17 protein-coding genes are annotated in these 20,600 nt (G+C 62.2%); 4 read left to right on the forward strand and 13 right to left on the reverse strand.

What is annotated here, in order from left to right; genetic code table 11:
- Nucleotides 1-101: 101 nt before the first annotated feature.
- The 7 genes from glmM to eccCa form a co-directional block, all read right to left on the reverse strand.
- Nucleotides 102-1,439: a phosphoglucosamine mutase gene (gene glmM / locus QM596_RS15425; RefSeq protein ID WP_113683083.1), complete on the reverse strand. Its 1,338-nt coding sequence runs from the start codon at nt 1,437-1,439 to the stop codon at nt 102-104.
- A gap of 154 nt (nt 1,440-1,593) precedes the next feature.
- Nucleotides 1,594-2,106, reverse strand: a complete 513-nt coding sequence (gene rpsI, locus QM596_RS15430; RefSeq protein ID WP_019747567.1) for a 30S ribosomal protein S9 — start codon at nt 2,104-2,106, stop codon at nt 1,594-1,596.
- Nucleotides 2,103-2,546 carry a 50S ribosomal protein L13 gene (rplM, locus tag QM596_RS15435; RefSeq protein WP_019747566.1) on the reverse strand — a complete coding sequence of 148 codons (444 nt, stop codon included), beginning with the start codon at nt 2,544-2,546 and terminating at the stop codon, nt 2,103-2,105. Before rplM ends, rpsI begins: the two co-directional genes overlap by 4 nt.
- 289 nt (nt 2,547-2,835) lie before the next feature.
- Nucleotides 2,836-3,129 carry a WXG100 family type VII secretion target gene (locus QM596_RS15440; RefSeq protein WP_003940975.1) on the reverse strand — a complete coding sequence of 98 codons (294 nt, stop codon included), beginning with the start codon at nt 3,127-3,129 and terminating at the stop codon, nt 2,836-2,838.
- An 87-nt stretch (nt 3,130-3,216) separates the two neighbouring features.
- Nucleotides 3,217-3,522 carry a WXG100 family type VII secretion target gene (locus QM596_RS15445; protein WP_003940986.1) on the reverse strand — a complete coding sequence of 102 codons (306 nt, stop codon included), beginning with the start codon at nt 3,520-3,522 and terminating at the stop codon, nt 3,217-3,219.
- A gap of 182 nt (nt 3,523-3,704) precedes the next feature.
- Nucleotides 3,705-5,207 carry a type VII secretion-associated protein gene (locus tag QM596_RS15450; protein ID WP_070796259.1) on the reverse strand — a complete coding sequence of 501 codons (1,503 nt, stop codon included), beginning with the start codon at nt 5,205-5,207 and terminating at the stop codon, nt 3,705-3,707.
- Nucleotides 5,204-9,223 (reverse strand): type VII secretion protein EccCa, encoded by a 4,020-nt coding sequence (gene eccCa / locus QM596_RS15455; protein ID WP_241840939.1) that lies wholly within the window; start codon nt 9,221-9,223, stop codon nt 5,204-5,206. Before eccCa ends, QM596_RS15450 begins: the two co-directional genes overlap by 4 nt.
- 224 nt (nt 9,224-9,447) lie before the next feature.
- On the opposite strand from eccCa, the gene eccD reads away from it, so the two are divergent.
- Both eccD and mycP read left to right on the forward strand, forming a co-directional pair.
- A complete protein-coding gene (gene eccD / locus QM596_RS15460) occupies nt 9,448-10,914 on the forward strand; it encodes a type VII secretion integral membrane protein EccD (RefSeq protein ID WP_283309274.1) in 1,467 nt (488 codons plus the stop codon).
- 14 nt (nt 10,915-10,928) lie between these two features.
- Complete coding sequence (gene mycP / locus QM596_RS15465; RefSeq protein ID WP_283309275.1) at nt 10,929-12,341, forward strand: type VII secretion-associated serine protease mycosin; 1,413 nt, start codon at nt 10,929-10,931, stop codon at nt 12,339-12,341.
- A 14-nt stretch (nt 12,342-12,355) separates the two neighbouring features.
- Here the strand turns inward: mycP and eccB are convergent, their stop codons facing one another.
- Entirely contained in the window at nt 12,356-13,819 is a 1,464-nt protein-coding gene (gene eccB, locus QM596_RS15470; RefSeq protein WP_097387608.1) for a type VII secretion protein EccB, read from the reverse strand.
- 100 nt (nt 13,820-13,919) lie between these two features.
- Here eccB and eccE point away from each other — a divergent pair, with 100 nt between their 5' ends.
- Complete coding sequence (gene eccE, locus QM596_RS15475; RefSeq protein ID WP_046378254.1) at nt 13,920-15,560, forward strand: type VII secretion protein EccE; 1,641 nt, start codon at nt 13,920-13,922, stop codon at nt 15,558-15,560.
- A gap of 16 nt (nt 15,561-15,576) precedes the next feature.
- Here eccE and QM596_RS15480 read toward each other — a convergent pair whose 3' ends face one another.
- Both QM596_RS15480 and QM596_RS15485 read right to left on the reverse strand, forming a co-directional pair.
- Entirely contained in the window at nt 15,577-16,134 is a 558-nt protein-coding gene (locus QM596_RS15480; RefSeq protein WP_283309276.1) for an NADPH-dependent FMN reductase, read from the reverse strand.
- Nucleotides 16,135-16,156: 22 nt separating this feature from the next.
- Nucleotides 16,157-16,735: a TetR/AcrR family transcriptional regulator gene (locus QM596_RS15485; protein ID WP_021343562.1), complete on the reverse strand. Its 579-nt coding sequence runs from the start codon at nt 16,733-16,735 to the stop codon at nt 16,157-16,159.
- Nucleotides 16,736-16,792: 57 nt separating this feature from the next.
- Here QM596_RS15485 and QM596_RS15490 point away from each other — a divergent pair, with 57 nt between their 5' ends.
- Nucleotides 16,793-17,935: an acyl-CoA dehydrogenase family protein gene (locus QM596_RS15490; RefSeq protein ID WP_020906899.1), complete on the forward strand. Its 1,143-nt coding sequence runs from the start codon at nt 16,793-16,795 to the stop codon at nt 17,933-17,935.
- Between the two features lie 57 nt (nt 17,936-17,992).
- On the opposite strand, the gene truA is transcribed toward QM596_RS15490, so the two are convergent.
- The 3 genes from truA to QM596_RS15505 are packed head-to-tail and all read right to left on the reverse strand — an operon-like array spanning nt 17,993 to nt 20,532.
- On the reverse strand, nt 17,993-18,877 hold the full coding sequence (truA, locus tag QM596_RS15495) for a tRNA pseudouridine(38-40) synthase TruA (protein ID WP_047888525.1): 885 nt from the start codon (nt 18,875-18,877) through the stop codon (nt 17,993-17,995).
- 6 nt (nt 18,878-18,883) lie between these two features.
- Nucleotides 18,884-19,441: a 50S ribosomal protein L17 gene (rplQ, locus tag QM596_RS15500; protein ID WP_020906897.1), complete on the reverse strand. Its 558-nt coding sequence runs from the start codon at nt 19,439-19,441 to the stop codon at nt 18,884-18,886.
- 29 nt (nt 19,442-19,470) lie between these two features.
- Nucleotides 19,471-20,532, reverse strand: a complete 1,062-nt coding sequence (locus tag QM596_RS15505) for a DNA-directed RNA polymerase subunit alpha (RefSeq protein ID WP_003941016.1) — start codon at nt 20,530-20,532, stop codon at nt 19,471-19,473.
- Nucleotides 20,533-20,600: the final 68 nt, after the last annotated feature.

The raw sequence follows: 20,600 nt of genomic DNA on the forward strand, positions 1-20,600 counted from the left end.
AAGTTTCAACGGAACCACTCGCACGTCGAGCGGCCTTTGACTCCTTGGACGCAGCGGGGCGCAATTGCGTTCCCTCTAAACGCGAACGCGTAATGAGGGGGCTACACCGAACCGACGATCTCGGCCAACTCGTCAGCCAGCTTCTGCGCGAGCGGAAGTTCAGTGGCCTCGACCATGACGCGGACCAGTTGCTCTGTCCCGGACGGGCGCAGGAGCACTCGACCACCGTCACCGAGAACGCGCTCGGCGTCCGCGACTGCTGCAAGTACCGACGGCGACGCTGCGACTGCCGCCTTGTCCCCGACCTTCACGTTGATCAGCACTTGCGGGAGGGTGGTCATCGTTGCAGCCAGTACGGATGCCGACTTACGCGTACGAGCCATGCGTCCGAGCAGCCTGAGACCGGTGAGAATTCCGTCGCCCGTGGTGCCGAACGCCGGCAACACAACATGGCCTGACTGCTCGCCACCGAGGCTGTACCCGCCCGCGCGCAATTCCTCCAAGACGTAGCGGTCGCCTACCGCAGCAGTCACGATGTTGATGCCTGCCTCGCGCATCGCGATGTGCAAACCGAGATTGCTCATGACAGTCGCGACGAGAGTGTTCTCGACCAACTCCCCGGCCTCGTTCATCGCGATCGCCAGAACAGCCATGATCGCGTCACCGTCGACCACCGCGCCGGTCTCGTCGACGGCCAAGCAACGGTCGGCGTCGCCGTCGTGCGCGAGGCCTAGGTCCGCCCCGTGATCGACTACGGCTTTCTGAAGATTCTCCAGGTGCGTCGATCCGCAGCCGTCGTTGATGTTGAGGCCGTCGGGATCTGCGCTGATCGCGATGACGCGAGCGCCCGCTGCTGCGTAGGCAACCGGTGCGAGCGCGGAAGCAGCGCCGTTGGCGCAGTCGACGACAACGGTAAGCCCAGCGAGCGGCTCGCTCGCCGCGCTCGCCAGATGTCCAAGGTACAGCTGCGCGGCGTCGTCGACCGCACGGACTCGGCCTATCCCGGCACCTGTCGGAAGGACCGGCGGCGCAGTGCCGTCGAGTGCGTCCTCGATCGCCACCTCGACAGCGTCATCCAACTTGTGCCCACCGGCCGCGAAAATCTTGATTCCGTTGTCCGGCATGGGATTATGCGATGCAGAAATCATGACACCGAGACTGGCTTCGAGCTTTGCCGTCAAGTATGCAACTGCCGGAGTCGGAAGGATACCCACGTCGAGCACGTCGACGCCTGCGGAACTCAACCCGGCCGTCACCGCGGCTTGAAGCATCTCACCGCTGGCGCGAGGATCGCGGCCGATCACGGCGGTCGGACGGGCATCCGAAGTGCCGGCTGTCAGTACGCTCGCCGCGGCAACTGCCAATCTCAATGCAAGATCTGCAGTCAGATCCGAATTGGCAAGTCCACGAACACCGTCAGTACCGAACAACCGACCCATAGAACGACTCCTGAATCCTGTGAACCTCGAGAATGAAACTCGAGAATGGAATTTCTCCGAGAAACACAAGAGCGAGCGTCCGGTAACGATGGACGCCCGCTCTTGTGGTGAACAGGTGCCGAAGCAGACCCGTCGGGTCAACCTCGGCAAAGCATCAGCGCTTGGAGTACTGCGATGCCTTACGGGCCTTCTTCAGGCCGTACTTCTTACGCTCGACCGCGCGGGCGTCACGCGTCAGGAAGCCTGCACGCTTGAGGGCCGGACGATCATCAGGGGTTACCTCGATGAGTGCGCGCGCGATAGCCAGACGCAGTGCGCCTGCCTGACCGGACGGGCCGCCACCGTGCAGCAGTGCAATGATGTCGAAAGACTCGGGACGCTCGACGAGCACCAGCGGAGCCTTGATCAGCTGCTGGTGAACCTTGTTGGGGAAGTAATCCTCCAACGTACGGCCGTTGAGCTTGAACTGACCGGTACCGGGAGTCATCCGGACGCGAACGACAGCCTCCTTGCGGCGACCGACGGTCTGGACCGGGCGATCGAGGACGATCGGTGCGAGCGTAGCTGCAGCAACCTCTTCGACGACCTCGACTGCGTCAGCGGCGACAAGCTCTTCCACTGCTTCGATGTTCTCTTCGGACACGTTCTGCTCTTCCGGCGATGTCACTGTGCGACCTGCTTGATCTCGAACGGCACCGGCTGCTGCGCGGTGTGGGGGTGATTCGGGCCCGCGTAGACCTTGAGCTTGCTGCTCATTGCGCGGCCGAGCTTCGTCTTGGGGAGCATGCCGACAATGGCCTTCTCGACGAGACGATCGGGAGTCCTGTCGAGGACCTCACCGACAGTGCGGGACTTCAGGCCACCCGGGAATCCGGAGTGGTGGTAAACGTTCTTGCCCTGCAGCTTGTTGCCGCTGATGGCAACCTTCTCAGCGTTGATGATGACAACGAAGTCACCACCGTCGATGTGCGGCGCGTAGGTGGGCTTGTGCTTGCCACGCAGCAAGTTCGCTGCCTGAACGGCAAGACGGCCGAGCACCACGTCAGTGGCGTCGATGACGTGCCACGAGTGGGTCACATCTCCGGCCTTCGGGGTGTACGTAGACACAGATCTTCCTCGTCTTAATTCATTCCACTGCTGACCATGTGCGTATCGCGTAAACGATCCTCGGCGGCCAGTTGAGACCCGAGAACCGCCGGTCTCCACGCATTTCTGCCGGAGCCCTACGGCACGCCACCGATAGACGATACCGGTCTACCCGCTGCCAGGTCAAAGCGCAGCCATCTCCGCCGACAATGCCCTCGTCCGGAACCAGCAGGTAAGCGATCGACATGCGACTGCCCCGGCAACCTGACGGTACCGGGGCAGTCGGGGTGTCGTCACGACATGAATGTTGTCAGCGACCGAACCCGTTTGCGGCGATCCGGTCAGCTTCCTGCATCTTCTCCGAGCCGCTCGCCGTCGCTCCGGCGATCTGCGCGAGAACCATGTTCAGTTCTTCGGACGCCTGGGCCCAGCGGCGCTGTGCGTCGTTCCAGGCTTCGGAACCTGCCCCTTCCCAGCCTGCTTGCAGCTTGTCTACGACAACCTTGATGTCGCCCTGCTTGTCGTTGATCGCTTTGGCCTGCTGTTTCATCTGATCGGACAGCATTGCGAGGCCGCCGAAGTCGTACTTGATCCTGTCGGACATAACTGCTCCCGGTTCGGTGTGACTGGAGAGAACTTTGTGAGAACTACTGGCTGAGGACTGCTTGATCGAACGGCGAAGAGCTGACGGTCAGGACATGTTCACCGTCGCGCCGCGAAGCGAGCTGACGTTGTCGTCTTCGGTCGAGTCGAAGGTTCCCGCAGCCTGTTTGATCTGCTCGCAGATGTCGGTCAGAGCAGTGTCCAGCTTCAGGGCCGCGCTGTTGTATCGCTCCATGATTCCTGCGTATTCGACCTGCGCCGCACCGTTCCACGAATTGTGCGAAGCGTCGGCCTCCGACCGAACAGCGTTGACCAGTCCCCTGATGTCACCGAGATGTCCGTCGATGGTCCCCGCCGAATCGATCAATTCAGCGGTAGTTGCGGTAAAGCCCATGTCGTCCCCCTGGATTCGGTGAGTACCGTTCGGTATCGGCGACCACCCACGACGGCTTGTCCGTCAGATGTGCACCGGGGTCGAGCGGAACTCCCTGATGTGCGCTACACATACTTTGACGCGACCTCCGTGCCAACGGTTCCGGCCCGATCGAAGAATGTTTGCAGAACCGACCGATCCGGTCAGGGCGTGAATTCGAGTGACTGCCACATCCGCAGGCAGTCCGCTTCGAGACTGTCCCACTCACCGACCAGATACTGGCAGCCGATACTCACTTGCCGACCGTTGTCGACGTACACGCGCCAACGCACCTCGGAGAAATCGTCCGGAAACTCGACGTACACCACTGCCTGTTTTCCTGCGGCATCGTCGATCACAGAAAACTCTCCGAACCGCAATGGGTCCTCGAACGCCGAAAACTGCTGACGCAAAGCGGCTTCGACGGAATCGAATCCAGCACCTTCCGCAAGACGTTTCTCGATGACCACGATCTTGCGATCAGCGCCGGAACTGGGTATCAAATCGGTGCGCCCGCTCGAGGTCCCTCGTGACAGAAGCTTCCAATCGGAAGGCAGCTCTGCTGCAACGCTCCCCACCTCCACACGCGTGAGTTCCGGCGTGACACCGGACTCGATCGACGGAATCGAAGTCTTCGGCGCAGGCTTTTCCTGCTCTTTCGACGCCTCCACGATCTCGACTTTGTCTTCCGCCGCAGCTGCGACCGAGTCCGCCAACCGAGAATCGCCTCGGTCGCGAGTCGACACCACGACCGTTGCCGCGACAGCAGCGACGACGGCGAGCACCGCAAGCGCCGCCGCGAACCGTCGACGGCCTCCGTGCCACCCGCCGACTCGACGGGGCGAGGTGGCAGTCGAGTCCACGGAAGGAATCGACATCGCGCCATCCGGATCGCCTACCCACCCGGCGCCAAAAGCTGAATTGTCGACGATTCGACCGGAACTGTCCCGCGCAGTTGTCTGGCGAACGAGCGTCCGAGGATCCACCAGAGACGACGCCACCCGACTCTCGTCCAGAATTCGAATGCTCGCATGGCCGTGGACATTCGTCGACCCACGTTCGAGCGAAGCCGCAACGGCATGGGAGCGCGGCCCGACCAACACCACAGCGTCCCGAACCGACAAGTCCCCGATTCCGGAAAACAACCCCGCAACGTCTGCGATCGCCGAGCTTTGTGCCCCGTCGATTCGGAGTTCACCGTCGACCTCAACGACAACAGAAGCGACCACCATTCCGCCACGCAGTTCGAGGACGACACACCGTGATCGCCAGGCTGTACGAGCCGACCTCGCCGCCGCGACCGACGTCGGAACGAGGACGACGTCGTGCGCCACTCGCCGTGCGGCATCGAGCAATCGCCGCCTGCGTGGGGCACCCCAGTCCGAGGGATGACTGAGATAGAGGATGTCTGCATCGACGATTCCGCACCCGTCCATCGCACTGGAGATCAGCCTGGCCAGCTCCAGGACGGTGGGGACAATCCGACCATCTACGTCGACATAATCGTCGTCGACGTAATCGATCGCATTTTCTCCGGTCGTACCGGGACCCGACGCCGGTTCGCGTCTGAGGTCTGCACTGCAACAGAATTCGCGTTGACCCGAGACGACCCAGATATTGGATGCACCCCAATGTAGCGAGACCGACACCAAGGACGGAACGGTCACAGCGGTGGCATCCACGGAACTTGGACAAGTTGGGTTTGCGACCGAGAAACGTAGACCCCACGACCTTCCGGCAATGCCGACGCGCGGACGGTGCCGACGAGATTTCCCTCGTCGCGACTTCCGCTCATGATCAATCCGGCCGGTGCCATGTCGCGAATTCTCGCAATGACCGGCTCGTAGAGTGCTCTGGCCGCGCCACCGGAACGGCGGGCAATCACCAGGTGCAAACCGATGTCCTTGGAATGCGGAATGTACTCGAGCAACGGCGCCACCGGATTACCACTCGGTGTGGCCACAAGGTCGTAGTCGTCGATCAGTACATAAATCTCCGGCCCACTCCACCACGACCTTTCCCGCAATTGCTGCTGTGTTGTTTCGGCGTTCGGCATTCTGGCGGCGACGATCCGAGCCAAGTCGACCATCAACTCACCGAAGGTCGTCGACGACGCCGAGTAACCGCCGAGGTGATTCCCTTCGACCACTCCCAGCAGGGAATGCCGATAGTCACCGATAATCAGCTTGGCCTGCGCCGGTGTGTTCGACGCGATGATCCCTTCCGCTATTCCGCGCAAAAGAGATGTCTTGCCACACGCGGTGTCGCCGAATATCAAGAAGTGTGGGTGTTCCCGGAAGTCCATGTACACCGGGGCGAGGTCGGTCTCACCGAGCCCGATCGGCACGGTGAGGCACCGACCGTCGGCCGCACTCGGTGAGGGCCACCGGGTTCCGACAGCTTCGAGAAGTTCTGCCCGCGAGTACGAATCCGGAAGCATCCGCACGGTGGGCGCCGGGCGCGAATTCGACATGGCTGCAATATGTTCGACCGTCGACGCCACAGACCCACCGGAATTCTCACTACCGGGCGAACCGCCGATTCGAGGTAGTCCGGTGAGAAGGTGAAGCCCGTCGCGCGTGATGCCACGACCCGGTCGACCTTCCGGCACCAGGCTGGCTTTCTGGCGACCCGCATCCGAATCTCCCGGATCACCCAATCGAAGTTCGATGCGAGTACCCAGTTGATCCTTGAGTGCCGGCCGGATCTCGGCCCACCTCGACGTCGTGACGATCACGTGCACACCGAAGGACAAACCTTGACCGGCGAGCATGTTGATCTGAGGCTCGAGTGATTCGAAATCCGAACGAACGCTGGGCCAACCATCGACGACGAGGAAGACGTCACCGTACGGGTCATCTCGGAGTCCCGCCGCCACACCTTCCCCGGCAGGATCAGCTGTTCGCAATCCTCGGAAATCAGCCATGGAGTCGATGCCGAGGTCACGAAACAGTCGCTCTCGTTTCGCGACCACACCGAGTACCTCGGCAACCGTGCGGCGGACGCGGTCGGAATCCAAGCGGTTTGCCACCGATCCGACGTGCGGCAGATCTTTCAATCCGAGGAGCGTTCCACCGCCGAAGTCGAGGCAGTAGAACTGAATCTGTTCCGGCGTGTGCGTCATGCTCAGAGACAAGATCAACGTGCGCAAGGCCGTCGACTTTCCCGACTGCGGGCCGCCGACGATCGCGAGGTTGCCCGTTGATCCGTTCAGATCGGCGACGAGAAGATCGCGGCGCTGATCGAACGGCCTGTCGACTACGCCGAAGGGTGCGCTCAGATTTCCGCGAGGTTGATCACCGGCCGCCCACCGCGGCAACAACTGGTCAAGCGTCGGGGATGCCTCGAGCGGCGGTAGCCACACCTCGTGCGCGCGTGGGCCGTGAGAGCGCATTCGGTCGACGAGGACTCCCATGAGAGTACGTGCATCGTCACCGATTTCACCCATGTCGATGACATCGGGCTCGACGGGAACGACAACAGCCTCTGGCCCGACCACGGGCGTCGCGGTAAACGGCAGCGGCGCGAGTTCGACGGGGGAATCTACCGAGAATCGAGTGGGCACTATCCGCTCACCCTCGTACGGGCCTGACACGTATGCACCTTGGAAGCGAACGATCTCAGCAGAATCGGACTTCAGGTATCCCGCACCGGGTGTGCCCGGCAGGTGATAAGCATCGGGAACGCCGAGAACGGAACGAGACTCGTTCGCCGAGAACGTTTTCAAACCGACACGATACGAAAGATGGCTGTCGAGACCCCGAAGCTTTCCTTCGTCGAGCCGCTGACTGGCCAGCAGCAGGTGAATATGAAGTGACCTGCCCAATCGCCCGATGGCCACGAACAATTCGGCAAATTCCGGCTGTTGACTGAGCAGTTCGGAAAACTCGTCGACAACCACGAAGAGTGCAGGCAACGGATCGAGTGCAGCGCCGGCCAGCCTCGCCTTCTCGTAGTCAGACACGTTTGCGAAGTTTCCTGCCGCACGCAGCAGTTCCTGTCGACGATTCATTTCGCCGGCGAGTGCGTCCTTCATACGATCGACCATCGCCAATTCCTCGGCAAGGTTGGTGATGATCGCAGCAACGTGCGGCGCCTCCTCCAGGCCGAGAAAGGTTGCACCACCTTTGAAGTCGATCAGGACGAGATTCAGTGCGTTGGGTGAGTGCGTCGCGATCAGGCCGAGCACCAAGGTTCGCAGGAACTCCGACTTACCAGAACCGGTGGCTCCGATACACAGCCCGTGCGGACCCATACCGTTCTCGGCCGACTCCTTCAGATCCAGTTCGACAGGGTTTCCATCTTGTCCGACACCGATCGGCACGCGGAGTCGGTCGCGCCCCTGACGTGGCAGCCAGCCATGCTCAGGATTGAACCTCGCAACATTTCCTATCCCCAACATCTGGCTCCAGGTCCGAAGGGATCGGTCGTCGTCAGTCGCGTCCACGGCGTTCTGCGATGCCGCACGGAACGGTGCGATGCGACGTCCGAACGACTGCGCCAGGCTCGTCGTCGCGGCGTCAGGCGTCGCAAAATTCTCGACTCCTGCGCTGCTCACCGCGCCGATCTGATCGCTACCGACGACCAGTCGCAAACCACGCGCCGCCGCCAGCCGCGGGCAGAACCCGCACAGGTCGAGGACGGTCACCGAGTCGAGCCCGGATTCGGACAACAGGCCGGTGTCACCTTCGAGCAAGCCACCGTCCACGACCAACACGAGATGCGGAACGCCCGCACTCGCTGGAGTGTTGCGAGCAAATCGAGCACGCATCGAAAGCGTTTCCCCGAGGGAACTTTCGAACTCGAGATACGAACCGAACACCATGCGTGAAGTGCCGGCGCCGTCCTGAGACTCCGGGTGTTGTACGTGTGGGAGCCACTTGACCCACTCCCACTCGGCTTCGGTATCGGGACCGCACACCACTGCAACTTGGACGATGTCCGGACCGTGAAAAGTGCACAGCTGCATCAACATCGAGCGGACGAGCGCTCGAGCGGAATCCCTCTGCCCCTCAATGGACATCGCAGCAAATCCGCGAAGCGAGACGGCGGTCGGCAGGTCTTTTACAACCGAATGCGCACGGACGAATCGCCGAAGTGAGACAGCAGCGACGGGTTCGAGATCCTCGACCGGCCCCGTCTCCGGAGATACAAGCCTGGTGGCCAATCGCTGTGTACCCAGACCGACCCGAACGTGGCAGTAGTCCGAGTCGGTGATCTGACGTTCCCACATCCGCACAGTCCCGGCCAGTGTCCAAAGCTGCGACGGCTCGGGATTGCTCCACTCGAGAGCAGCACGCTGCGCACCAGACGTTGCAGCAACATCGCTGCGCATCTGATCCAGGTACCGCAGGTAGTCCTTGCGGTCCTCGTTCGCTTCCGACGCTCGTGCCCCACCGCTACGACCGCCCCCGGCGAGCATCCCGAGCATCGACACCATCATCATGACCGGAAACAGCAGAGACATCGGATTGCGCGCCATGCCGGAAGAGAACATCAGCGCCACCATGCCGATCATGGCAACCACCATGATCACCGGAAGTAGTTTGGTCAGTAGGTTTCCCGGCGTGACGCGAGGAATCTCCGGTGGGGCCTGAAGCGTCACCTCGCCGCCCGGTGTACGCGGCGATTCACGGCGCGCTCGACGCGCAAATCTGACAGTGCTCAATTCACCCACCCCCATCGGTGCTGCAGCTGTTGCCGCCACGCGCCTCGTCCGACTACCGCCGGCCCGCCCCCCAAGGCGTAGTCACGCAATTGCAAGAGAGTAGATCACAACACCGACACTCGGGTCGGTGCCACCTGTTGTCTGCGCTGTCGCCGACACAGGCGCACAGTTCATGTCGTATTGTTCGGGTGAACTGGGGTGACGTGACAGGGGAATCGCGTCATGGGAGGGGACAGATCTTGACCAGCACCACTGAAACCAGCGCTGCGCACACCGCAAACGGACGACGCGCGACCCATTCTGCCGAACTGTGCAGGTTGACGGTACTTTCAGCCCATTCACAGGTGGATCTTGCGGTGCCGCTTCGTGTTCCACTCGCGGTGGTCATTCCGGGCATTGTGGACACAATTGTCAACCACAGCAATTTCAACGAGTTCGACCACAGCGCCGAACAATTCGAGCCCGTCGACTGGACTCTGTCGAAAGTCGGCAGGGTACCGCTGGCACCGACGCTGTCGCTGCACGAGCATGGAATCCGCGATGGGGAATTGCTCGTACTCGCGGCCGCGGACACCGCTTCCCCGCCCCCACTCTTCGACGACATCATGTACACCGTCGCGGCGACGGATGCAGACATCTACCGACGCTGGACTCCGATCACCGCGCGCATTGTCGGCTCGTCCGCTGCCCTCGTCGCTGCGCTCGTCGCGGCCCTCGCCCTGGTCCTCGGCGATACAGGTCTGATCGGCGCTGTCTGCGGTGGAGTGACGTCTTTGGTGCTCACCGTCGCCGCCGTCGTGGCAGCGCGGGTGTACGGAGACACTGCAAGCTCCATCACGCTCGGATGCACAGCGGTGCCACTGGCGTTCGTCTCCGGCGCCCTCTGCGTACCCGGCACTGTTCTTTCTGCTCATCTCCTTCTCGGTTCGGCATTCGCAGCCGCGGTGACTCTGATCTGCCTCCGCTTGTGCGGTGCCGGATTAGCCGTCTTCACCGCACTTCTCGTCGTCCTCCTTGCTGCGGTGGGCACCTTCGCCGTCGCGACGACGCTTCCCGAGGCGCGCACCGCAACCGTCAACAGCGCGGTGATTGCCGCAGCATTGATCGTTCTCACGTTCACCGCTCGACTGTCGATGCTGTTCGCGCGATTACCGCTTCCCCCGGTTCCGACGCCGAGTAATCCCCTCGACGACGATCGCGACGGACTGCCCGAGCCCGAACTGCCCGGGCTGACCGAGTTGACTGAAAGGGCAGGGCGGGCTCGTAGCTACCTGACCGGACTGATCGTGGCCACGTCAGTGGTCGCGCTCACTGCCGCAGTCGCGCTCGCGTGGTCCTGGCCCCGTCAGGGAATCGTCTGCCCGAACCTTGCTCTCGCATTCGCGACGGCCGTCGTGCTGATGTTTCGCGGGCGCACCTACGCGGGCGCACATCAGGCGGTCCCACTCATCTCGGCAGGCATCTCGGTGGTTCTCGCTCTCCTGGGCGGCATGGCATGGACCCATCGCGACCATGCATTGGTCGTCTTCGCCATCACGATGACTGTTCTCCTCCTGTCACTGATTCTGGGAATCCTCGCCCCCCAGAACACATTCAGCCCCGTGATGCGACGCGCGGCCGAACTGTTGGACCTCGCTGCGATTGCAGCAATCGTTCCGCTGATCTGCTGGGTCAGTGGGCTCTTCGCGCTCATGCGCGGTCTCTGAGCGATCGGATCTCGATGGTGATTCGACGCGCGACGAACATCTGTGCCGCACTCGTGATCGTTGTCTTAACAGTCCTCGCCGGGGCGGGTGGCGCATCGAGTGCGGTTCCTTCCCCCATCGATCCTGCAATGCTGCCGGAGGACGGTCCACCCGCGCCTCCCCAACCCACCGAACAACGAACCCTGTGCGTCCCCGCCGTAGCGGGTGGTGACGGCGCGGATATTCCACGTTCTCAACAGGATCTCGGATTCGATTCGGTGTGGTCGATCACCCGAGGGGCGGGGCAGCGAATTGCTGTCATCGACACCGGCGTCAGCAGACATCCGCGGCTACCGGCCCTCGAAGGCGGCGGTGACTATGTCAGGACCTCCGACGGCACCGACGATTGTGACTCACACGGAACAGTCGTCGCCGGTCTCATCGCCGCCGAGCAGGTCGACGGTTCCGGATTTTCCGGAGCTGCGCCGGACGCACAGATCATCTCGATCAGGCAGTCCAGTGCCGCTTTCTCGGTGGCCGGCCAACGCGAAGACCCTGCCGTAGCCGAGAATTCGTCTGGCTACGGAAACGTCGACACCATGGCACTGGCCGTACGTCACGCTGCTGACTTGGGTGCAAGCGTTATCAACATCTCCGAGGTCGCTTGCAAGCCTGCCGGGGACGGGATCAACGACCAACGACTGGGCGCTGCAATCGAATACGCCACGATCGCGAAGAACGCCGTAGTCGTCGCTGCTGCAGGGAACGTCGGATCCGGAGGTTGCAAGAACCAGAATCCACCGCCGGATCCCCTCGATCCACAAGCCGATCCATGGAACTCGGTTACGACGATTGCCAGTCCTGCCTGGTACGACGACTATGTCCTCACCGTCGGGTCGGTCGACCCCAATGGCACCGCCAGCTCCTTCAGCCTCGGCGGTCCATGGGTCGACGTTGCGGCGCCCGGCACCGGAATCATCTCACTTCACCCGACGTCGCCTGGTCTGACCAACGGAGTCTACGGCTCCGACGGCGCCGTACAGTCGTTCAACGGGACCAGTTTCGCTGCGCCCTATGTCGCGGCAACCGCCGCGCTGGTCCGGTCGGTTCACCCGGAACTGACTGCACTTCAGGTCATGCAACGTATCGAAGCCACCGCCCACGCTCCGGCGCAGGGTTGGAATCCCTACGTCGGTCACGGCGTCATCGATCCACTCGCCGCGGTAACGGGCGAATTGGCACCGGGGGAACGCCTCAAGGTCAATCATCAGTCGGTAACGATCGATCCCCTACCCACGCCGCCGACCCCCGACAACCGATCTCGCGACGCGGCACTCGTCGGAGCCGGAACGGTCGGCACCCTAGCCCTACTGACGCTGTTGGCGTCGATGCCCATTCGTCGAGTAATTCGTCGGAGACTTCCCGAACGACGGGACGTCGATCTCTGAACCGTCAACGGTGTTCAGTTCACTGGAGCGGCCGGCGTTGAATCGGGGGCGACTCCGTCGTGAGCTATCAGTGCATTGCTCTTCTCGAGCGCCGGACCTGATGCAAGTAGATCGAGTATCTGCCAAGGCGCGCGATCAGGCGTTCGCGTCAATCCGAGCGCGCGAGCGGAGGTTTCGTCCGGTACTCCGTATTTCACACCGGTATCCGCTACGTAGAACACTCCGTCGTGCCTGGTGCTGTTCGTCTCGATTCCGGTCGCTTGAACAAACCCACCGAAGCCCTGTTCGACGTGGACGCTGTCGAGATTGTCGCCCGATCCGTCCGCCTGCGCCAAGGACACCAACTTGCCACCCTCCGGGATCGGAACCTGCAATCCAGCGACGAGTTTCAATGTTGCAGAACTACTTTCGCCGCCGTCGACTGCAGGTGAGGGAGCCCATTCCAGACAGCCGACAGGTGCGCCATGATCATCGACGATCTCCGGAACCACCTGCGGCAACGAGTCGACGGCCAGTTCCCTCACCGAGGGAATACGACTGATGGCATCAGGGGTGACGCTCGCGATCCCGGTGGCGCCCTGCGAATCCGAGAAGTAGATCAGTTGGGCGAGCGCCGCACCGACCTTCTGGATACCGTTCTCGAGCACCACGTAGTACTGCAGGTCCGCGCCCACCGAAACCTGAACGACGGAGCCGACAGTCTTGTTCTGTAGCGGGAACCGGGGCGCTGATCCCAGTTCGCGGATTCGCGGAGCCTCGATGCGCGGAACTTCGGGGATCGAATTGAGAAATCCGGCACTGATCGGTCGCGCCTGTGCTCCTTCCAGCCCCAAAGCCCGCATGATCGCCGGATTGTCCACATCGATTTCCGCTCGCTTCCCGTCGTATACGAGAAAGTGATCGGAACCCGACTTCACCAGGAATGCACGGTCCCTCGTCAGATATGTCGTGTTTTCACCGACATTGGACGAGCCGACCAGGACCGAAGTCGTCAACGATTTTCTCCCGTCGGATCCGACGGAATCGCATACCGTCCACAAGGCGTTGCTCGGGTCGGCTGATTCCGGCAGCGCGGACGGTGCGCCGGGAATGCCGACGAGCGCGCCCCTCGGTTTCGCCTCGACCTCAGACGCCTTGACTATTGCCGGTTTTACTGGCGAACCCAGAATCAGTCGGGCGGAGGCCAAGTTCAGCACAGGGCGAAAAGTACCCTCCATGGCGACGAACATTGCGCCAGATTCCTTTGCAACAACGATTTCTGCATCGCCGATCTTGTCCTGTGGCCGAAACAGAGCAAGTACCGCGCAACCCGCCAATCCCAGTGCAGCGAGGACTATTCCGACGGTGAAGGCGCGGGACTGTGACCGCATCGGATCGTGAAGCATCCGCACGTCTCGTCTGACCAGCGCATGTTCCATCCGCCTGACCAAGAATCGGTACCCATTGACCTGCCAGCGCGTGGTAGGTGTTGCAGCCATCGTTCCCCCCGTGCCTTACATCCCCTTGCGAAGACACAGTACAGTTTGGCTGGGGCGGAAATTTTCGGGTAGTTCGCAGGTCAGGTATCGGGGAGGAACCGTGGACCGATCGCGGTTGAAGCATTGGCCGTCGTCACACAGGATTTCGACGCACGAATTCGTGTCGGCACAGATTCTCGGAATCAGTGCAGGCGGAATCGCGATGGCCAGTGGGCTGGATTGGCTCTGGGCGCTGGCAATCGGTTGTGTGGTTGCCGGATCAATGCTCCTCCATGTGGGCGGTTGGTCGGTAATGTCCTGGATTGTCAAGTACTTTCGCTATTTGCGCCGCAAGGACGCCGACGGCAGCACGATCGTCAGTTTTCACACTCCCTCCGAACAGTCGATCGGGCTCCGAGTGGACGGATCTTCACTCGTCGCTGTCGTCGAGATCGCTCCCCCACGCGACTACCTGACCAGGATCGGGCGCCATTCATTCGACGCTTCCCACCTTCTGCCCACGGCAGCCCTGGTCAATTGTCTGTATCAGCACGACATCTCACTCACCGGCATCGACATTGTCAGTCATGGATACCGCGCCGCATCAGGAACGCCGGCCACCGAAGTCTACGAACGTCTCATCGGGCCACTACCAGCCACCGCCACCAGAAGCGTTTGGCTTGCACTACGTTTCGACGCTTTGGAGGGTCGTGCAGCAGTCGAACGCCGAGGCGGGGGCGAACAGGGCGCGGGCCGCGCGATCGCTGTTGCCGCCAATCGTGTCATCCGGGTGCTCGATTCAGCGGGATGCAAGGCGCGGATCCTGACCGCACCGGAGATCGCGTCGTCCACTGCCCAGGTCGCAAGAGGAGTCGCCAGCCACGAGGTCACCGAAACGTGGCGAAGTACCCCCTTGCCTGGTGTGTCCAACGTCGGATACGGAATCGAACCCCGTTTCATCACCACCTCGACCCTGACCCAAGTATGGGCAGTGGCAACGGTCGGGACGTCCGTGACAATTCGGTTGCGCCCCACGGGCGAACGCGGAGAGGCGAAGGTCAGTGCGACATGTCGCTTCACCACGCGCAATCCACCTGAGAACGCACCGCTGGCCGGTTTGGTCTCGCTTCGTGGGCGCCAGCGCGACGGATTGCTGACCAACCTGCCAACCGCATTGGCCGCGCTGGACCGCATCACGCCGCACATTCGCATGGACGGGGGCACACTCGACTCACTCGCTCTACCTCTTGCCGGGTGCGGCCAGCTCATCGGCTCGGACCGAAACGGGCACGGTGTCGCGGCCAGAATTTCGGGGCCAGGCGTCAACACCGTTTTTGTCGCCGGCGAACTCTATCTGGCTCAGCAATTGATCTTTCGAGCCATCGCGACCGGCGCACTGGTACTCATCCACACCGATCGACCGGAAGCATGGACCGCGCTCACCGACTCCATGGGAGTGCCTGACCGACTCCGCGTGTCCGGGCAGGGCGGTGGGCTCGAGGGCGCTTTCAACACTGTCGTGTTCGACGGAGTCGAGGGGTTACCGCCGCGTGCCGGCGTGACCGCGATCTACGTGTACGGACATCCACGCCAATGGCCTCGGATCGACCCTGAAATCTCGATAGTCCAGCCATTCGCACTCGGTGACAAGATCACAGTCGAAACCGGCCGCACGCGCGTCGAACTGACTCTGGTAACCATTGCTTCCGAGACCTCGTTCATCGGCCGTCCTCGAGCCGGCGACGCTCACCAGATGGCGTGATCGCGTATGTCCAAGATCAGCCAGGATAGGGATCACTCGCACGCTGCATCCGCAATCCACTCCCCCACCAATGCAATTCACGAATCATCTTCTCGCTGGCATCGATCGCGATCGAATCGACGCTGTACGGCTCGTGTCCGAACTGCTTGCGTACCCGGTGAATGGTCACGCTTTGACGCACCGAGACCATGTGCAGCTCCGCCACTACTTGCCTCAGTTGTTCGACGGCCCGAACACCACCTGAAATCCCGCCGTAGGACACGAATCCGATCGGCTTGGCACGCCACTCGTGTTTCACGGAATCGAATGCGGTCTTGAGGGCAGCCGGGTACCCGTGGTTGTATTCGGAGGTCACGGCAACAACAGCGTCGGCTCGTCCGATTCGCTGGCGGAAAACCTCCGTGGCAGGTGAATCCGAGAAATCCTGGGGCAACGACAGCTCTCTGAGGTCGATCACCGATACGTTCCACGACGGGTTCGCGGTTGCGCGCTCGACAAACCAATCCGCCACTGCTCGTCCTATTCGCCCCTCGCGGACCGAACCTACGATGACTTCGACCTTCAAAGGTGCCATGAACGTCGATGCTAGCGACTCGTCACGCAGTGATCCCGTCCGTGATGAGTGCGGCCAGTTCCCGATACGCGCTGGCATCGTCCAAACCAGTTGCCCGATAGACCGCGCGTTGCTGGATCCGAACCATTGTCGCTGCGGCCGCATCAGCGACAAATGACGCGTGTACCCGCCGGAATGCGCCCGAATCCACTCCCTCGACGATGAGCGCTCGCACACGATCCGCGGCGATCGACGTGTTCTTCTCGTAAACCTGACTCGCCGACACCGATTCAGCCAGGTCTTCCATGAATTGACGGGACGCCGCGGTCAGTTGATCACCGACTGCTTCGAGATACACCGCGACTCGACGAGTCGGTGCCGCTTCGGCAGCGACGGCACTCTCCACCGCATCGGTCGCCGCACGGAAGAAGTGCACCGTCACAGCCCGCACCAGATCCTCTTTGCCGGCCGCCACGGTGTACAAGGTGCTCTTGGAGCAGTGCAGACGAGCTGAGATCTCGTCGAGCGTGAGGTGGGCGAAACCCTCGCTCAAGAACAGTTCGACCAATTGATCGAACAACTCTGCCCTGCGCGCAGTCGTCTTGTGAACCAGCCTTGCCATACGCAAGACAGTACTGCAGTATCGTTCTCAGTACTACTACCTAGCTAGGAGCCGACCGTGCCCGTCGAACGCCTGATGCCCAGCCAAGAAGCTCGCGATCTCATCGAACTGACGCGTGATGTCGCGGACAAGGTACTCGCGCCCAAGGTCAACGAATACGAGAAGGCCGAGAAGTATCCCGAAGGCGTGTTCCCCGCACTCGGACAGGCAGGCCTGCTGAGCCTTCCGTATCCCGAGGAATTCGGTGGCGGCGATCAGCCGTACGAGGTGTACCTCCAAGTCCTCGAAGAGATCGCCTCGCGCTGGGCAGCGGTTGCAGTGGCGGTGAGCGTGCACAGCCTCTCATGCTTCCCACTGTTCACCTTCGGCACCGACGAACAGAAGGCCCGCTGGCTGCCGGACATGCTGGGCGGCAACACCATCGGCGCATACAGCCTTTCCGAAGCGCAGGCCGGATCCGACGCCGCCGCATTGTCGTGCAAGGCGACGGCCACCGACGGTGGCTATCGCATCAACGGCTCGAAGGCCTGGATCACCAACGGCGGCAAGGCAGACTTCTACAACCTCTTCGCCCGCACCAGTGACGACGGCTCTCGCGGCATCTCCTGCCTCCTGGTGGACAAGGACACCGAAGGCCTCAGCTTCGGCAAGCCCGAGGAGAAGATGGGACTGCGCGCGGTCCCCACTGCATCCGCGAATTACGACGACGCCTTCGTCCCTGACGAGCGGTTGATCGGTCAGCGCGGCCAGGGATTGCCGATCGCCTTCAGCGCGCTCGACTCCGGCCGGCTCGGAATCGCTGCTGTTGCCGTCGGAATCGCTCAGGGCGCACTCGACGACGCGGTCGCTTACGCGAAGGAGCGCAAGGCATTCGGCAAGCGGATCATCGATCACCAGGGCCTCGGATTCGTCCTCGCGGACATGGCGGCCGCAGTTGACTCCGCGCGAGCCACTTACCTCGATGCAGCCCGCCGCCGCGACGCCGGAGTTCCGTATTCGCGCAACGCCAGCGTCGCCAAGCTCGTTGCCACCGACGCAGCAATGAAGGTCACCACCGACGCCGTTCAAGTATTCGGTGGGTATGGCTACACCCAGGACTTCCCCGTCGAGCGCTACATGCGCGAGGCCAAGATCACGCAGATCTTCGAGGGCACCAATCAGATTCAGCGTCTGGTCATCGCGCGCCAATTGGCGGGATAGTCGTCTACGTGAAATGCCCTCCCACGCAGAGTGGGAGGGCATTTTCTATCAAGGCGGTCAGTCGCCGCAGCACCCGCCCGAAGACGGAATCTCGCGAGTTTCACGGGTAATCGCGTTGCGGGCAGCCAGTTCCGAGTAGTCGGGGTAGTCCACGCGAACCAACGAAAGTCCGTGCGCCGGCGCAACGAGGATCGAACTCGACCGCGACGTTTCGTCGAGCAAACCTGCCAACCAGTCGGCGGTGCGGCGTCCCTCACCGACCGAGAGGACTGCCCCGACAAGACTCCGGACCATCGACCAGCAGAACGCATCGGCATTCACGTACGCCGTGAACACCGTGCCCTCCTGCGCCCAGTCGAAGCGTTGCAGCTCCCGCACCGTCGTAGCGCCTTCTCGACGCTTGCAGAATGCCGCGAAGTTGTGCAGGCCCAGAAGCCGATTCGACGCTTCTTGCATCGCTGTGAGATCGAGTGGTTTGGGGTACGACACCGTATCGCGCGCGCGTAGGGGTTCCACTCCGAATGCCGCGTTGGTCACCCGGTACTCGTAGTAGCGTCGCATCGCCGAGAAGCGCGCATCGAAGTCACCCGGAACCACCGAGATCTGTTTGACCCGAACGTCCTTGGGCAGGAAGCGTGCAAGTCTGCGCACGAGTCGCGACGGATCGTCGGGGAGCAACTCGCCCTGGACGTCGACGTGCGCTACCTGCCCCGTGGCGTGAACGCCGGCGTCCGTGCGACCGGCAACAGTCAGCTGAACCGGTTGCCGTAGTACCGTTCCCAACTTGTCTTCGATCTCACCGCACACGGTGCGCAGATCGGTTTGACGGGCCCAGCCCGAGAAGTCGGTGCCGTCGTAGGAGATGTCCAGCCGCAATCGAACGAGCCCGCCGTCCCCGATGGGGGCGGCGGGCTCGTTCGATTCAGCGTGTGCCGAAACCAAGGGGGACTAGTCCTTCTTGGCCTCTTCGGCCTCGGGAGCGTCGGCCGCAGTTGCGGTCTCGTCCTCGATGGCCTCGACGACTGCGTCAGCGTTCTCGACCTCAGCCTCGGTCGCGTCGGCCTCTACAGCCTCGACGACGTTCTCTGCGGCGGGAGCTTCCTGCGAGGACTTGACGCGACGAGCGCGGTCAGCCTCGGAGGTGACGGTCTTTTCCTTGACGAGCTCGATGATTGCCATCGGAGCGTTGTCGCCCTTGCGGGGGATCGTCTTGATGATGCGGGTGTATCCACCGTTACGGTCCGCGTAGAACGGGCCGATCTCGGCGAACAGGGTGTGAACGACATCCTTGTTGCGGATGACCTTCAGCACCTCACGACGGTGAGCCAGCGTGCCGGCCTTTGCGTGCGTGACGAGCTTCTCGGCGTAGGGGCGCAGTGCCTTGGCCTTGGACTCGGTGGTGGTGATGCGACCGTGCTCGAAGAGCGCGGTAGCCAGATTGGCGAAAATCGCCTTCTGGTGGGAAGCCGACCCGCCGAAGCGGGCACCCTTCTTGGGCTTGGGCATGATGATCTCCTAGTAAAGGACCTGAGCTGCTACAGCTGTTCGGTCTCGGCGTAGTCCTCGGTACCTTCGGCATCGCCGAAGGAACCGGCATCAGTGTCACTCCACGTTCCGGTGGCGGCGTCGTAGCCGGCAACGGTGGTGGGATCGAAGGATGCGGGGCTGTCCTTGAGGGACAGGCCGAGCGAATGCAGCTTGACCTTGACCTCGTCGATGGACTTCTGTCCGAAGTTGCGGATGTCGAGCAGATCGGACTCGGTACGGCCGACAAGCTCACCGACGGTGTGAACACCTTCGCGCTTGAGGCAGTTGTAGGAGCGGACCGTGAGGTCCAGATCCTCGATGGGGAGTCCGAAGGAAGCGATGTGATCGGCCTCGGCGGGCGAGGGTCCGATCTCGATTCCTTCTGCTTCGACGTTCAGCTCACGGGCCAGGCCGAAGAGCTCAACCAGGGTCTTGCCCGCCGAAGCGAGCGCGTCCCGTGCGGTGATGGAGTTCTTCGTTTCCACGTCGAGAACGAGCCGATCGAAGTCGGTGCGCTGTTCGACGCGAGTGGCCTCCACCTTGTAGGTGACCTTGAGCACCGGCGAGTAGATCGAGTCGACCGGGATACGGCCGATCTCTGCGCCGGACGCCTTGTTCTGGACGGCGGGGACGTAACCACGACCGCGCTCGACAACGAGCTCGATCTCCAGCTTTCCCTTGTCGTTCAGGGTGGCGATGTGCAGGTCAGGGTTGTTCACGGTGACGCCTGCCGGGGGCACGATGTCGCCTGCAGTAACAGCGCCGGGGCCCTGCTTGCGGACGTACATGGTGACCGGCTCGTCCTCTTCGGAGTTCACGACGAGGCCCTTGAGGTTCAGGATGATGTCGGTGACATCTTCCTTCACTCCCGGGACGGTGGTGAACTCGTGGAGAACGCCGTCGATACGGATGCTGGTGACAGCAGCGCCGGGGATCGACGAGAGCAGCGTGCGGCGCAGCGAATTGCCGAGCGTGTACCCGAAACCTGGCTCCAGGGGCTCGATGACGAACTTCGAGCGGTTATCAGCGATGACCTCTTCGGTCAGCGTGGGTCGCTGAGAAATGAGCATTGGTATTTCCTCCTGTACGGACGTCCACTATTTGACGCCCACGATGGGAAAGGGCCTGCGGCCCTGTG

The organism is Rhodococcus sp. IEGM 1406, from assembly GCF_030056745.1.
In the GTDB taxonomy this organism is placed as follows: domain Bacteria; phylum Actinomycetota; class Actinomycetes; order Mycobacteriales; family Mycobacteriaceae; genus Rhodococcus_F; species Rhodococcus_F erythropolis.